This window comes from Oceanobacillus profundus, assembly GCF_003515705.1.
GTDB lineage: Bacteria > Bacillota > Bacilli > Bacillales > Amphibacillaceae > Oceanobacillus > Oceanobacillus profundus.
Genome location: NZ_QWEH01000002.1, coordinates 143,793 through 158,074 on the forward strand (window position 1 = coordinate 143,793; position 14,282 = coordinate 158,074).

At 35.1% G+C, this 14,282-nt stretch carries 13 protein-coding genes; 9 read left to right on the forward strand and 4 right to left on the reverse strand.

From position 1 onward, the window contains the following. Positions 1-14 precede the first annotated feature (14 nt). From D1B32_RS03855 to D1B32_RS03875, 5 genes are all read left to right on the forward strand, one after another. A complete protein-coding gene (locus D1B32_RS03855; protein ID WP_118888674.1) occupies positions 15-533 on the forward strand; it encodes a DNA topology modulation protein in 519 nt (172 codons plus the stop codon). A 124-nt stretch (positions 534-657) separates the two neighbouring features. Beyond that, positions 658-1,011, forward strand: coding sequence for a VOC family protein (locus tag D1B32_RS03860; RefSeq protein WP_118888675.1), 354 nt, complete (start codon positions 658-660; stop codon positions 1,009-1,011). Positions 1,012-1,149: 138 nt separating this feature from the next. After that, positions 1,150-2,127, forward strand: a complete 978-nt coding sequence (locus D1B32_RS03865) for an aldo/keto reductase (protein ID WP_118888676.1) — start codon at positions 1,150-1,152, stop codon at positions 2,125-2,127. Between the two features lie 1,025 nt (positions 2,128-3,152). Continuing rightward, positions 3,153-3,689 carry an AAA family ATPase gene (locus tag D1B32_RS03870; RefSeq protein WP_158586202.1) on the forward strand — a complete coding sequence of 179 codons (537 nt, stop codon included), beginning with the start codon at positions 3,153-3,155 and terminating at the stop codon, positions 3,687-3,689. A 308-nt stretch (positions 3,690-3,997) separates the two neighbouring features. Beyond that, positions 3,998-4,420 (forward strand): DUF1801 domain-containing protein, encoded by a 423-nt coding sequence (locus D1B32_RS03875; protein ID WP_118888678.1) that lies wholly within the window; start codon positions 3,998-4,000, stop codon positions 4,418-4,420. Positions 4,421-4,990: 570 nt separating this feature from the next. Here D1B32_RS03875 and D1B32_RS03880 read toward each other — a convergent pair. Further along, positions 4,991-6,361 carry an MATE family efflux transporter gene (locus D1B32_RS03880; RefSeq protein ID WP_118888679.1) on the reverse strand — a complete coding sequence of 457 codons (1,371 nt, stop codon included), beginning with the start codon at positions 6,359-6,361 and terminating at the stop codon, positions 4,991-4,993. A gap of 119 nt (positions 6,362-6,480) precedes the next feature. Between D1B32_RS03880 and D1B32_RS03885 the strand changes: the two genes are divergently transcribed. Then, the gene (locus D1B32_RS03885; protein ID WP_118888680.1) at positions 6,481-7,551 is read left to right on the forward strand and encodes an undecaprenyldiphospho-muramoylpentapeptide beta-N-acetylglucosaminyltransferase; all 1,071 of its coding nucleotides are present in this window, start codon (positions 6,481-6,483) and stop codon (positions 7,549-7,551) included. Positions 7,552-7,606: 55 nt separating this feature from the next. On the opposite strand, the gene D1B32_RS03890 is transcribed toward D1B32_RS03885, so the two are convergent. From D1B32_RS03890 to D1B32_RS03900, 3 genes are read right to left on the reverse strand one after another with little or no spacing between them, the layout of a single operon-like run. Continuing rightward, positions 7,607-8,761, reverse strand: coding sequence for a Ger(x)C family spore germination protein (locus D1B32_RS03890; protein ID WP_118888681.1), 1,155 nt, complete (start codon positions 8,759-8,761; stop codon positions 7,607-7,609). Further along, positions 8,758-9,873 carry a GerAB/ArcD/ProY family transporter gene (locus D1B32_RS03895; RefSeq protein ID WP_118888682.1) on the reverse strand — a complete coding sequence of 372 codons (1,116 nt, stop codon included), beginning with the start codon at positions 9,871-9,873 and terminating at the stop codon, positions 8,758-8,760. The genes D1B32_RS03890 and D1B32_RS03895 overlap by 4 nt, the downstream gene beginning before the upstream one ends. Positions 9,874-9,882: 9 nt before the next feature. After that, positions 9,883-11,385 carry a spore germination protein gene (locus D1B32_RS03900; protein WP_240033723.1) on the reverse strand — a complete coding sequence of 501 codons (1,503 nt, stop codon included), beginning with the start codon at positions 11,383-11,385 and terminating at the stop codon, positions 9,883-9,885. A gap of 180 nt (positions 11,386-11,565) precedes the next feature. Here D1B32_RS03900 and D1B32_RS03905 point away from each other — a divergent pair, with 180 nt between their 5' ends. The 3 genes from D1B32_RS03905 to D1B32_RS03915 all read left to right on the forward strand — a co-directional run bounded on the left by D1B32_RS03905 (position 11,566) and on the right by D1B32_RS03915 (position 14,123). Beyond that, on the forward strand, positions 11,566-12,525 hold the full coding sequence (locus D1B32_RS03905; RefSeq protein WP_118888683.1) for an SLC13 family permease: 960 nt from the start codon (positions 11,566-11,568) through the stop codon (positions 12,523-12,525). Positions 12,526-12,542: 17 nt separating this feature from the next. After that, entirely contained in the window at positions 12,543-12,995 is a 453-nt protein-coding gene (locus D1B32_RS03910; protein WP_095309774.1) for an anion permease, read from the forward strand. 108 nt (positions 12,996-13,103) lie between these two features. Next, positions 13,104-14,123, forward strand: a complete 1,020-nt coding sequence (locus D1B32_RS03915; RefSeq protein WP_118888684.1) for a DUF3231 family protein — start codon at positions 13,104-13,106, stop codon at positions 14,121-14,123. Positions 14,124-14,282 lie beyond the last annotated feature (159 nt).

The window sequence follows — 14,282 nt, forward strand, 5'->3', positions numbered from 1 at the left end:
GGTGGTGACTTAGGATGAAAAAAATAATGGTAATTGGAGTTTCGGCAGGTGTTGGGAAGTCAACTTTCGCACAAAAGTTAGGGAAAGAGCTTCATATAAAAGTTAATCATTTAGACGCCTTATATTGGAAGCCAAACTGGGTAGAAGCCACATTAGAAGAGTTTTCGGAAGCACAGCAAGAGATTGTAAAACAAGGTCAATGGATAATTGAAGGAAACTATAGTAATACTATTCAGATTCGCGCAAAACACGCTGACACAATAATTTATTTGGAATTACCATTATATGTTTGTTTATATCGTGTTGTTAAGCGATGGCTAAAGAACATCGGCAAAACACGGCCTGATATGGGAAATGGTTGTAAGGAAAAGTTAGATTGGAAATTCATTAGGTTTATATATACTACTTATTATCCTCGTAAAAGAAAAATGATCGAACAATTTCAGAACTTTCAAGCCTTAGATTCTACAAAAGAGATTATTATTTTAAAGAGTAGACAAGAAATTAAGTCTTATTTAGACAATTGCACTTAAACGAACAGGTGTTTTAATATAACAATGAGCTAGTCAATGCGGCGGTCTTTTTTTACTAAAGAAGCAGGATTTTATACTTAGTATATGGAATATTTAATAAGGTTATTTAAAGGGGGGGATTTTTATGGATAATCCTATCTTAAAACAAATAGGAACAGTATTCATTCCAGTAAGCAACATAGAGAAAGCGAGAGATTGGTACTGCGATATTTTAGGACTAGAAACAGATGGGGAGATTCAATTCGGTCATCTTTACGTTATTCCTATGGAAGGCACAGGGATTGTGTTAGACAGCAAGATCTATTCAGAAGATAGAATATTTAAAGTTCCAGCATTCCACTTCAATACAAAAAGCATTGAAGAAGCATTCCATTTTATGAGTAAAAAGGATGTTGATTTAATTACACCAATCGAGCATAATCATTATTTTAATTTCAAAGATCCGGATGGAAACATCTTAATGATATGCAAATGTTAATATTAAGCTAACCAATGCTTTAATTAAAGTTTCTGATATCGTACGAACAGGACAGTTTAATTTAACAGAAGGTGCTATAATTCTGATAGAAAACAAACAAAATTATATTATGAATTTAGTATGTCAGGAGGAAGATACATGAAAGTAATGCCTATTGAAAAAATGGGAATCACAACAAGCCGTCTCATACTAGGCTGTATGGGGTTTGGGGGAGACAGGGATCAAACTGCTTACACAAAAGAGGATATACTAAAAACAGAAAAAGCAATCGATGCAGCATTATCTCACGGAATTACAATGTTTGATCATGCCGACATTTATAATATGGGAAAAGCGGAAAAAGTATTTGGTGAAATCTTAAAATCGCGTCCGGAACTCAGAGAAAACATAGCACTTCAATCAAAATGTGGTATTCGATTTGCAGATGGCAAGAATCCAGGTCGCTATGATTTCTCAAAGGATTATATCCTGAATTCAGTCGATGGTATCCTAAATAGAATGAACACCGAGTATTTAGATATTCTTTTATTGCATCGTCCCGACCCCATAATGGAACCAGAAGAAGTAGCAGAGGCATTCGAAACATTGAAGAGGTCAGGAAAAGTTCGTCATTTTGGGGTATCTAATATGAGTGCTTCTCAAATCCAATTTTTGAACGCTTACTGTTCTGAACCTATGATTGTTAACCAACTGAATATGAGCTTACAGCAAGTAGATTGGCTAGAGCAAGGTGTTTTAGTGAACCAAAAGGAAGGGACAGCTGTGAATTTTCCAGATGGGACAATTGAATATTGTCGCTTAGCCAATGTACAAATTCAAGCATGGTCACCTTTAGCAAATGGAATCTATTCTGGTCGCTCCATAGATAATCCGTCAGAATCGGAGCTAGCCACGATAGAGCTGGTGAAAAAATTAGCATTAGAAAAAGAAACCTCCGCAGAAGCAATTGTGCTTGGATGGTTAATGCGTCATCCAGCTATGGTTCAGCCTGTCATTGGTACAACAAATCCAGATAGAATTGCTAAATGCCAGGATGCAATCCAACAGGCGGAGATTATGACTCGTGAAGAATGGTATTCTCTGTATACGGCTTCACGCGGTAATAAGTTACCGTAAAATTTTATGAACAGGATGATTATCTTACCCATATGAGTTTAGGTAAACTTTATTGTGGTTTGACTAAAACAGGAATTGATATACATAGCTAAATTAGCGAAAGAAGGCACACTTCATATCCACCTTTTAAGGTTGTCTTTATTAAGCCATAGTGAAGGTTGGACAATGTAAGAAAGTAAGATAGTGAATGAAAAACCAATTTCCAAGATCATGATAATCTTATTTATGACCTCGCATGAAAAGCTTTGGGGAAAAATTAGAATTAATCTATTCCGAGGATAGCGATTATCCTATTAACTATATAACGAAGGTGAATCATTTCAGCATTTTTATTCAACTGGTGAGAGTTAAGCAGTTGGGTATTAAGTCAATCGTCTTTTCTTTGCATTTCTTGTTGGGCTTATAATTCTTTTTTCTCAAATATAATGAAGAGTGTGAGAGGAGACACGGTGAGTGGATCTAAAGGTTATAGAAAATTTAAGATAAGTTTCCATTTAATTATGGGATGTGAAGATGATAATAAGTGCTATAACTTCACCTGAAATGACAACGAGTCTAAAATGCCTTACAAAATGATTGAGTGGCTTCTTGATCCAAATGGTAGTGAGGAAGTACCTGAAGGGATCCATCATTTTAAAAAAGTTTTGAAGAAGGAAAGGCATTGAACAGTAGTTAAATTTAAAATAAGTCAATCAATCTTTATCATTTTCAACATATGGGGCTATTCTATTAATATTATAGGAGGCCTCATACTTGTGCCTTAATCTAAGTAGCAATCTTAAAATAAATAATGTAGATAAGAATAATTTGTGAAGGAATGTACTTAAACGAAGGGTCAGGATAGTTGAGAAGAAGGATGAGCGGGACCTGTTGCATTAATATTATGATATTTGATAGTAAACATTTAAAATTGTCTTAAAAACACACAATAAAGACTCCTATCAACGCAGAATATTAAGTTCCGTAATAAGTTTAGTAACATATCATATTTATAATATATAATTCATTTCAGAGGGCGTGATTTTTTGAATTCAAAAAGAACAGTCTTTTTGATAAGTGGTCCCCCTGGGGCTGGAAAGAGTACATTGGCTGATAAGATATGTAAAAGTATGGATGGATTATGTGTACATATAGAGGGGGATGTGCTATACAATTTGGTAAAGAAAGGATGGGTACATCCTTGTGATGATCACGATAATTTTTTTCTGAATGTCTTATGGGACAATATAGTTGCTCTGGTTGAAAACTTTACACAAAATAATATGAATGTAGTTACTGATTATGTTTTTTCTAAAGAACAGATATTTTCTGTTATAGATAGAATGAAACATTTAGATATTAACATTAAAATAATAGTAATTAAAAGTGATATAAATATCCTAATTAATAGGGATAGGCTACGAAGTGGAATTGCGTATGTAGGAGAAGAAAGAATTAGACAAATTGTTAAAGATTTTAATTCAAATTATTTTCCAGAGGAGTTTATGCTTGATAATAATGATGCTGATTTAGAGGGTCTTGTAGATGTCGTTTTGAAGGAAGACAGGTTTACCGTTAATTAATAAAACCTTTCTTAATTAATGGTGCAAGAGTTGAACAAGAAATTAAACGGCACCTATTGTGCTCAATAAAAAAGTAAATTTAATTAATCTCCCAGAGGAACTTCAAAACAGTCCGTTGGTTCTAGAGGAAGGTTTCCATAATTCTTATGCTCGTTTTTTAACGGATAAGAGGTTTATTTATAAAGTAATGAATGTATAAAAAGTAGTTTCCCATCTTTAATGCAGGAAATTGGACTTGTATTCTAGAATGTAATAATGATGACAATATCGTAAGCAATTGTTTACTCAGAGAATTGGAGAGCGCATATATGTATGAACCGAAGATGAAAGAAACCGACAACAGTGTAATTGGATTTATTGAAAGTGTGGAAAATGAGAAGAAGAAGGCAGATGCCTATCAGTTATTGGAAATATTTGAAGAAGTAACTGGTTACGAAGCAAAAATGTGGGGGCCTAGTATTATAGGTTTTGGTAGCTATCACTATAAGTATGCATCAGGACGTGAAGGGGATGCGCCTTTAGTGGGTTTTTCACCAAGAAAAGCGAAAATTAGTCTTTATTTGGACTATGAAAGTGAGAAAAGGGAAAAATTATTAGAAAACTTTGGTAAACACACGAAGAGTAAGGCTTGTATTTATGTAAATAAATTAGCTGATATCGATACCAATGTTTTAAAGGATTTAATTAAACATACAGTAGAAACATATAAAGATCTTTATCCGAACGAATAAAGCTATTGGCATTGTTTTAAATCCGTGTCCTACTGACTATGCTTGTTTCTCCATCTGTATCCATGCCTTGCGAGAATTTTAATAGTGCATTTTCACTTCAACAGGCATGGATAATGAAGAAATATTCGATCGTGATCTTAATGTGTTGGACTAATTCCATTTAGATTCAAAAATGCTTTAAAGTTGGACGAGACGTTAGCTTTTTATAGTTCTGACTTTATTGCTCTCTCTCCATTTGTGAAGCAAATTATATTAAATTACGGGTGCTTTAGAATTTAGGAGTAAATTGAATCCATCGAGGAAGTTTAATAATAAGGAGAAATTGACCTGGATCTTTTAAAAGAGGTTCTTTTGTACTTTATAAACAAAGGTCTATTATCTAAATTGACAGCCAAATTGCCATCGTTTTTTATATGTACAATATCTTGTCCAATAAAAAATAAATGAGATATTCGGATGCCAAAAACCTAATTTAAGCATTAATCGTTAGAATAACAACAAAACTGACGTATGAATTGCCATACGTCAGTTTTGTTGTTTAACTAATATGCACCTATAAACGAAACCCTTTCATTCAACTGGATGTGCTTTTTTAGAAAACGCATATTTCTTCTGAATATAGAGAAGTCGCCATAATAATGCAACTGCGCCAGCGCTGAGGCCAACAATAATTCCAACCCAGTAGCCAAATGGCTCCAGAGCAGTGTAATTTGCTAATAACCAGCCAATTGGAAGCCCGATAGCCCAATAAGAGATTAATGCAATAATCAATGTCATATTTACATCTTTATAACCACGAAGTATACCTTGAATTGGAGCACCAAATGCATCTGCCAACTGATAAAAAATAGCAAAATAAATAAATTGCTTCGTTAGCTCAATCACTTCTGGATCGGAATTGTAAAGGGCAGCTACAGGACCATTCAATAAATACAAAATAACTCCTGCAAAGAGTGCGATAAATATACCTCCGCTCATTCCGATGTATCCATATGCACGTGCATCTTTATAACGCTTAGCACCTGCTTCGAAGCCAACCGTAATTGTTAACGCCATCCCGACACTTAGTGGAATCATATACAAGAGACTAGCGAAGTTCAATGCCGCTTGGTGTGCCGCTATTGTATTTGTGCTGTAAACGCTCATCAATAACGTTACAGCTGAGAAAATACTTGTCTCAAAAAATATTGCTGCACCAATTGGTATACCAATCTTTAATTGGTTACGCCATTGTTTGAGGGAAGGTTTAAACCATTTAGCAAACACAGCAAATTTCTTGAAAGGCTGAATTCGATGAAGAAAGTAAAGAGCAATAATGCACACGATAAAATACGTAATCGCAGTTGCAATGCCTGCTCCTATACCACCTAATGCCGGCACCCCTAATTTTCCGAAAATAAATATATAATTAAAGATAACATTAAGTGGCAGGGAGATCAGAATGATGATCATGGAAATGCGTGTCTGTCCGAGGCCATCCATAAAACAACGAATTGTATTAAAAATAAACAAGGGAATAATACCAATTCCTAGTGTGAACAGATAATATTTTGCGACATGTCGCACCTCAGATTCCAGATCCATCATAGATAGTATCGGTTCTAAGAAAATCACACCGGCCACCATAATCAAGATAGATAAAATAATTGCTAAATAAATTCCTTGTTGAATAACTTTTGGTATATCCTTATCAGCTCGTCCGCCAATCAAGTGTGCTATAATTGGCGTGATTGCCAAAACAATTCCATTAATCCCGGTAGAGATCGGAACCCAGAGGCTAGCCCCAATTGCTACGCCTGCAAGGTCTGCAGCACTAGAGCGTCCAGACATCATCGTATCAAAGAATGTCATGAGGTTCATGCTGATTTGCGTTATTAAGATAGGAATTAAAATAATGATAAATAGCTTCAGCTTTTCCTTAACTGTTTTTGTTTCATACATTAAAACTCTTCCTTTTTTGTATGTTTTCTAATAGGATAGAGAGTAGTGTAATCCTATTAAGACGTAGCCTTTATTATACTCGGTTATGCTGATTTGTGAAAGAAAGGAAGTACATTTCAATGAAAAAGAAAAGAATCCTTTTCACTGGTGGAGGAACAGCTGGACATGTGATTGTCAATTTAGCGTTGATTCCATTCTATCAGGAAAAAGGCTGGGAAATTGATTACATTGGCTCTTATAATGGTATTGAAAGAGACTTAATTGGACAGCTCGAAGGAGTAACCTATCATCCAATATCCACTGGAAAACTTCGCCGTTACATGTCGAAAGAAAATATAAAAGATCCTTTTAAGGTGATAAAAGGTACAATGCAAGCGTATAAGATAATTGGTAAACGTAAGCCTGCAGTTATCTTTTCTAAGGGAGGATTTGTATCCGTTCCTGTTGTTGCAGCTGCAAAATTACGAGGCGTGCCATCCGTTATCCATGAATCAGATTTCACACCAGGATTAGCAAATAAGCTCTCCATTCCATTTACGAAAAAAGTACTTGCGACATTTCCAGAAACGATGCAATATCTGCCTGAGAAAAAAGCGGAATATGTTGGCGCAGTTGTTCGCGATGAGCTTTTTAAAGGGGATAAGGATAGCGGCTTGAAATTTGCCGGATTATCGAAAAAATTACCTGTACTCCTCATCATGGGAGGTAGTGGCGGGTCATATAAGATCAACGAAACCGTGAGGGAAAGCTTGGATGAGCTTTTAACGAACTTTCAAATCATTCATATCTGTGGACGAGACAAAATAGATCATTCGATTCAAAAAGCTGGATATGTGCAATTTGAATATATTAATGAAGAACTAAAGGATATTTTTGCTGCTTCAGACTATGTGCTGTCTCGAGCTGGATCGAATGCAATCTTTGAATTTCTGGCATTAAGAATACCTATGCTGTTGGTTCCTTTATCCAAAGGTGCAAGCCGGGGGGATCAGATTATCAATGCGCAATCGTTTCAGGAAAAACGCTATGCCAGGGTTATAGATGAGGAAAAACTAACAAAACCAACATTAAAAGATGAGCTTTTACAATTAAAAGAATATGCACCGATTATGATAGATACGATGAAGGAATATAAAAGTGAAAAATCGCGAGATCGTGTTATCGAAATTATTAATGCGACAAGCAAATAAATATACTCCCTGGTTTGGACGCCAGGGGGTATGTTTATTAGTCTGGATTTGTTTGTTACTGTATTGTTCCATAATGCATTAAATCTACATTTACATTGAAATCTACTGTAATGTTTGGGTATTTTTCCCTCCACTCTGTATCTGTTAAACGCTCCCCCTTTTTCTTTGTTCGATAAATTCCTCCAAATCCTAAAGGGTCAGAATCTATCTCTTGGAGTTTGGCCAATAGTACATCATACTGTCGCTTAAATTCCTTTTCAATTTCCTCTTCCAGTATGGCTGCTATTTTTTTGTTCTTAACACTGAGTAACTCTGATGATTCATATAGATCTACTTCTAAATGAACATTAGCCTCAAAGTGGAGATCATCGATGTTTTTTAATGTTATATCACCTTTACCTTTCGATATTCTTACTAGTATGGTCAAGTGTTCCTTATCTTCAAGTTTATCTGGTTGCATCGAATTCGTTTCGTTATTAAAGATAAAATCTACAAATGGTTCTCGCGGAAGTGAAATTTCCATTGGAGTACCTTTAACATTTGTTAAAAAGGTATTAATTAGAAATGCTTGATCGATATGCAGCTCACCAACCAGCCTATCATTCGAAAAAGCGCCTATTCCAACAATCGCTGGTTTGTTATTTCGTAAACCAATTATTGGAGCGACGGGATCCTGTCCAATATCTGCTTCAATATGCAAAAAATGTTGTAAGGAGGTTTTTGGTATACTATACTCCTTTACTTCCTTTTCAATTAAACTTTGGATTATTTGACCGACATCGGTATTCAATTCTTCTTGCCCCACTGTAAGGACCTCATTTGCAGTAATATTACTAATAGCTACTAGCATTGTATCCGATACACGTGCATCACGAACTAGTGTACTTAGGTATTCTAAAATTCCTTCCTCGGCAGTTTCCTTGCCATATAATTCAAGTCGTATTTGTCCGGGGCTTAACTCGAAATTTGTATTATAACCGGCATTCTCACGTGCTCCTTTAATTGTTTTCCCAACACCAGTAGTAGATGTCGTTATTTGTGGGTTTTGCGCATCGAATTGGTAAGCGATGATTGTCGTTTCAACACGATTGTTTTCGGTTACGTCTACACCACGAGTATTAATTATCCCTAGCTCCTCAAGTTGTTTATAGGGTACGCAGGAGGTAAGAATGACAGAGAAAATCAGCAAAAGAATTGTTTTTTTTATCATGAGGATCCAGCTCCTTTTCGCTTCTTCAGTCTCTTTTTCAATAAAACCAATGGAAGTAGTACAAAAGGATATACATAAATAAACCAGAATCCAAACTGCTCAGCAAAATTAATGACTCGTTGCGTTTCAAAATGCTTTTCAAAGAAGAACGTACCAATTAAAAATATAATGGCAGCTACATACAATGTTAGTTTTTGTTTGACCTTATATACTCTTTTCATACTGTATGTTAATCCCCACATAAGAAAGAGCAGGGATGGTACAACAACCATCATCAATTCAGCGACAACGATGTAATCAAACCGTTCAACAAAGGGAAAACTTTGGGTTTTAAATAATACAAGAACAGCCCACTCTCTGCGTTCAAGCTGTTCAGCACTGAAAAAGCCTATCGCTAGCATGGTTGCAGATAATACAAGAAGTGAAGACCAAGTAACAGCCAAAAGGCTCGAAATCCGAACTTTATTTTTATTTTGGATAAAAGGATAAACTAAAAATAAGATTTCAAATCCCATAAATGTATAGGAAGTAGCCCTTGCGCCTTTTAATAAATCGACAAAAGGAGCTTGAAAAAGTGGCAGGTAATGATTAAAATCGATTTGTAATGCAGGATGAATTAATAAAAATAGGATCCAATTAGCTAGGACCCCAAAGACGAAACTAACGCCGATAATAACTCGCAATCCACCTAGGACACCATAAATAGTGAGAGAAATGAGCAGCAGCCCCATTACAAAATTGCTTACATCAGGAAATACAAACACTTTAACAACCTCGATATATGTTAATAGCACAGAGTAAAAAGCAATCGCAAAATATAAGATATAGACAGTGCTGAATATTTTTCCAAGCCACTTTCCAAATATATCACGATGAATACCATGAATATCCGCATTATCATATTGTTTAAGAATGAGCAGCATTGCCAATAACACGATGATAACGTAAGCAGCCGCCACTAAGATGGATATCCAGGAATCTTGCTTTGCCTCGCTAAAAACTAATCGTGGGACACCTAATATACCAACCCCGATTTGCATGGAAACGATAATAAAAAACAAATAAAATGCTTGAATACGCATATTTGGTTTTATTTTTACATTAATTTCCACAGGAGACACCTACTCATCAATATCTTTTTTCTCTTTAGCATTACGTTTAGAAAAACGAATGGAATCTTTTAAAGAAAGTGATATAAATCGTTTGTACTGAAAATTTTGAGGTAACCGGTATAATGCTTTGTTTAAATCCTCAAAACGAATTGGGTAGATCGGTGACAGATATGGTCTGCCTAAGGATGTCATTTTTAATAAATGGATAATCAGCATACATAAACCGAACATAATTCCAATCAAGCCTAGAATACCTGCTAATACAATCATTGGAAAACGCAGCAATCTGATGGAAGTACCCATTTGATAACTTGGTGCTGTAAAGGAAGCTAGTGCACTTATCGTTATAAAGATAATTAATATATTACTCGTTATTCCAGCTTGAACAGCAGCTGTTCCGACAACAACACCACCAACGATACCAATTGTTTGTCCTACCTTCGTCGGAAGTCTTGCGCCAGCCTCACGTAATAATTCAATCATTAGCTCAAGGAATAATGCTTCAAATACAGGAGGAAAGGGAACTCCTGCTCTTGATTGTCCAATTGAAATGAGTAGTTGCGTTGGTATAATTTCATAATGAAATGTAACTGCAGCAACATACATTGGGGTCAGAACGACCGAGATGAACATAGACATAAATCTTATAAACCTTAAAGGTGAACCTGAATTCCAGCGCATGTATAAGTCTTCCGTTGATTCAAAAAAACTAAAAAAGGTCGATGGCGCAATTAATGCCGACGGGCTATTTTCCATTAATACTGCAATTTTTCCTTTTAAAATGGCATATGAAGTACGGTCAGGCAACTCGGTTGTATGAAATTGTGGAAATATGGACGCAGAGTCGTCTTCGATGTATTGCATGAGTACATTACTATCTTCAACATTATCGACATCTAATTCATTTAAACGTTGTCTCATTGTGTCTACATCTGTATCGTTGGCAAGCGATTTCAAATAAATTAACCGGACCTCACGTGGAGCTCTTTTACCTATTGTTATCTCTTCTATTGCCAGATCTGGTGTACGAATATTCCAGCGAATCACATTTAAATTCGTAACCAATGATTCTGTGAAGGCTATTTTCGGTCCAATAACAACGGATTCCGTCTCGGCTCCTTCCAAAGAACGTTTTTCTTTGTTTAAAAAATCATAGGATACAACAGCTGCTTCATCCTCTATATAAATCATAACTTTACCGGCTATGAGACCTGGGAGAATTTCATCCATTTGTTGATATTCTTTACCTGAATTTAACGGTATTTTATTAAGGATAGCAGTATTTGACCATTCTTCCTTACTCTCTAATAATGGTGTTAATAGCAGATTTTCTACTCTATCCGGCTGCACTTGATAGGGAATGAAAAATACTGCAATTTTTTTATTTTGATGTTCGTATTTGCTAAAACTTAAATCTGGACTTTTATCAAACTCACTTTTCATTAGTTGCTCTAGTTCATCAATTTTCAGAGGAAAAACGTTTTTGGATGAACGTTTCATTCTTTTTCTCATAGGTCGTCCCTCCATCACAGCTTAGCTTGACTTAGTATGCCGATAAATAAAAGAAATATGAGTAGCAATTGACGTTTATTTAAAAATGTTTTTTTGTAAAAGTGTAATTGTGTTAATATTGAATTATCAGAATCTGTTTTAAATAAATATACAAATATGTAGTAAAAAGGATTATGATTGATGAAATTTACCTTTAATACAGACTTACATAAGCAGATAAAAATAATTGTATATCTTTTTTTATTCACTTTAGCGGTAGCAATTTTTTTGAGTGGAGGACTTTCCGTTTTAGAGCGTTTTTCTGTTGATCAACAGTTAACCTTAGGGTTACTAGTATTTGCAGTCTATTTATGGATAGCGGCACCAATTCCAACAGGTGCAAGCAGCTTTTTAATACTGGCACTTATGCTTTTGCTGAACTTAGTAGATACAGTTGAAGAGGCATTGGCAGGTTTTTTATCTCCTGCCATCTATTTTATATTATTGCTGTCCATCATTAGTCACGTACTGGTAAAAGTGGGTTTGGATCAGGTCGTTTCTCGATTTTTAATAAGATGCAGTAGGGGTGGTATTCGATTTATTATTATCGGATTGCCATTATTTGTATTGATCTCACCGATTATTCTGCCCTCAGCAGTAGCTCGGTTTAAGATACTTTTTCCATTGATTCAGAACATGAATTATTTATATGGATTTGCAGAGAAGAGTATTTTTAAAAAGTATAGTCTTTATATCATCGGGATGTTAAATCAAAATGTTACCACTGTTATTTTTACTGGTGGTGGCTTCCCGATACTCGCTTCTCAGTTGATTCGTGATTATAATATAGCCGATTTAGGGTGGGTGGAATGGTTTATAATGATAGCCCCTCCACTTTGGTTAGGTTCGATTTTTATGGTTTTATTTGTATGGTACTATCTAAAAATCACGATGCCCGATGAAAAAATAACTGCCTTTTTGAACAAGGAAAAAGATATTAACGAGGAGAGAGGTGAGGTGTTTTCCACTAAGTTTTGGTTTGTTTTAGTAAGCTTTTTTTTAATGATTATCGTTTGGATTGTAACAGATCAAGAGAAAGTTCCGCTTTTACTGCCACCAATGCTATTAGTTGCATTTTATTTTACGCTATTCCAAAAATAGGGTTAGTCACCAACCGTATGCTTCGAGATTATGATTGGGAAAATTTCTTATTGCTTGGTGCATCTTTTTCGTTGGGATTGCTATTAGAAAGTAATGGTACTGCAGAAGCATTAGCCAATTTACTAATTGGTTTTATTCCAGAAGGTACGAGTATTGTTATAAAAGTAGTGATTATTGCTTTCATTGTTTTTGTTTTGCGCTTTTTCTTTATTGTCCCTTCTTCAGCAATAATTGTTATTTTCCCAATCGTTATTTCTTATTCAGAATTAATTGGAATACCGCCAATACAGCTAGCATTTTTAGTTGTCATGATTATTGGAGGGATGATGATTTTGCCTATTCATACAACAACAACTTATTTGGCATATGGAACGGGGATCTTTTCAAGAAGAGAGCAATACGTATTTGGGATGTTAACTAGTATTTTGTTTGTTATCATTGCTATTTTGTCAGTATTTTTTTATTGGTAATGTTGGTTCGCTTCATCGCTTCCTCAAGGGATAACTAAACAGGAAACCTTTACATAAACTAAAATTGTTTGCGCATATTAAGCCTATCATCGCTTTAGGAGGACCAGAATGAGTGAAAAGAAAATATATTTAACATCAGGTGAAATTGCTTCACTTTGGACTGGATATATGAATGATAGTATGTCGAAGTGCGTTTTAGGCTATATGCTGAAGCATATTGAAGATCCAGATATAAAACCTGTTATTCAACTTTCCTATGACATTTCTTCCAAACATCTGGAACTATTGGTATCCATTTTTGAAAAAGAACAATACGCCATTCCAAATGGTTTTAACGAACAAGACGTTAACATTATTGCTCCATGGCTTTTTACAGATGCGTTTTGTTTAACCTATGTAAATCATATGTCTAAAGTGGGAATGTTGGCATACGGTGGTTTTCTTTCAATGAGTACAAGAGAAGATATATGTAATTATTTTTCGATCGGTTTGAGTAAAATCACGAATCTTTATAATGAATCACTTAAAATTGCTGTTAATAAGGGAATTAACGGCAGGCACCCATATATTGAAGTTCCGAAAGAAACGGATTATGTGGACAGTAAGAAATATTACAGTGGCTTCAATCCATTTAGTGACAAACGACCATTGAACGCAGTTGAAATTTCCCATCTATATATGAACATACTAACAAACGTGATGGGAGTAAAATTATGTCTTGCCTTTGCTCAAACCTCTCCGTCCAAAGAAGTACAAGATTTTATGCTAAGAGGAAAGGAAATTTCGCAAAAGCATATTAAAATTTTTGTGGATACATTTTTGAAAGATGACATTGAAGCACCGCAAGTACCTGATGTAGCTGTAAGTGATTCTACAACACAAACATTTTCAGATAAATTGATGATGTTTCATATGTCACTTATAAGTGCAGCGGGGATTGGGAACTATGCCACTGCTGCAGCTGCTAGTCAACGATTGGACTTAGCGGTCAATTACGAACGATTATCATTAGAAATTACCCGCTTAGCCAAAAGTGGTGCCGATCTTATGATTAAACATAATTGGCTGGAACAACCACCAGGAATTAAAGATCGGAAAAAATTAGCCAAAAATAAAGAGAAAAGCTGATCAATTTTGGTGATTAGCTTTTTTCTGCGATTCTTTGCAATAAAAGTCTAAAGAACAAGCCCGCAAAGGCAATTGATATTGAAGGCAGATTGTACTTTATTTACTTTCCTCAATAATATACAAATAGACTACTGCTTTAAAAGAAAAGCAGTAGTTAGT

Excerpts from the sequence above, each read along its gene's own strand:
- D1B32_RS03865 (WP_118888676.1), top strand. The coding sequence starts at position 1,150 with ATGAAAGTAATGCCTATTGAAAAAATGGGAATCACAACAAGCCGTCTC.
- D1B32_RS03860 (WP_118888675.1), top strand. The coding sequence starts at position 658 with ATGGATAATCCTATCTTAAAACAAATAGGAACAGTATTCATTCCAGTA.
- D1B32_RS03885 (WP_118888680.1), top strand. The coding sequence starts at position 6,481 with ATGAAAAAGAAAAGAATCCTTTTCACTGGTGGAGGAACAGCTGGACAT.
- D1B32_RS03855 (WP_118888674.1), top strand. The coding sequence starts at position 15 with ATGAAAAAAATAATGGTAATTGGAGTTTCGGCAGGTGTTGGGAAGTCA.
- D1B32_RS03880 (WP_118888679.1), bottom strand. The coding sequence starts at position 6,361 with ATGTATGAAACAAAAACAGTTAAGGAAAAGCTGAAGCTATTTATCATT.
- D1B32_RS03910 (WP_095309774.1), top strand. The coding sequence starts at position 12,543 with ATGCTTCGAGATTATGATTGGGAAAATTTCTTATTGCTTGGTGCATCT.
- D1B32_RS03900 (WP_240033723.1), bottom strand. The coding sequence starts at position 11,385 with ATGAGAAAAAGAATGAAACGTTCATCCAAAAACGTTTTTCCTCTGAAA.
- D1B32_RS03905 (WP_118888683.1), top strand. The coding sequence starts at position 11,566 with ATGAAATTTACCTTTAATACAGACTTACATAAGCAGATAAAAATAATT.
- D1B32_RS03890 (WP_118888681.1), bottom strand. The coding sequence starts at position 8,761 with ATGATAAAAAAAACAATTCTTTTGCTGATTTTCTCTGTCATTCTTACC.
- D1B32_RS03875 (WP_118888678.1), top strand. The coding sequence starts at position 3,998 with ATGTATGAACCGAAGATGAAAGAAACCGACAACAGTGTAATTGGATTT.
- D1B32_RS03915 (WP_118888684.1), top strand. The coding sequence starts at position 13,104 with ATGAGTGAAAAGAAAATATATTTAACATCAGGTGAAATTGCTTCACTT.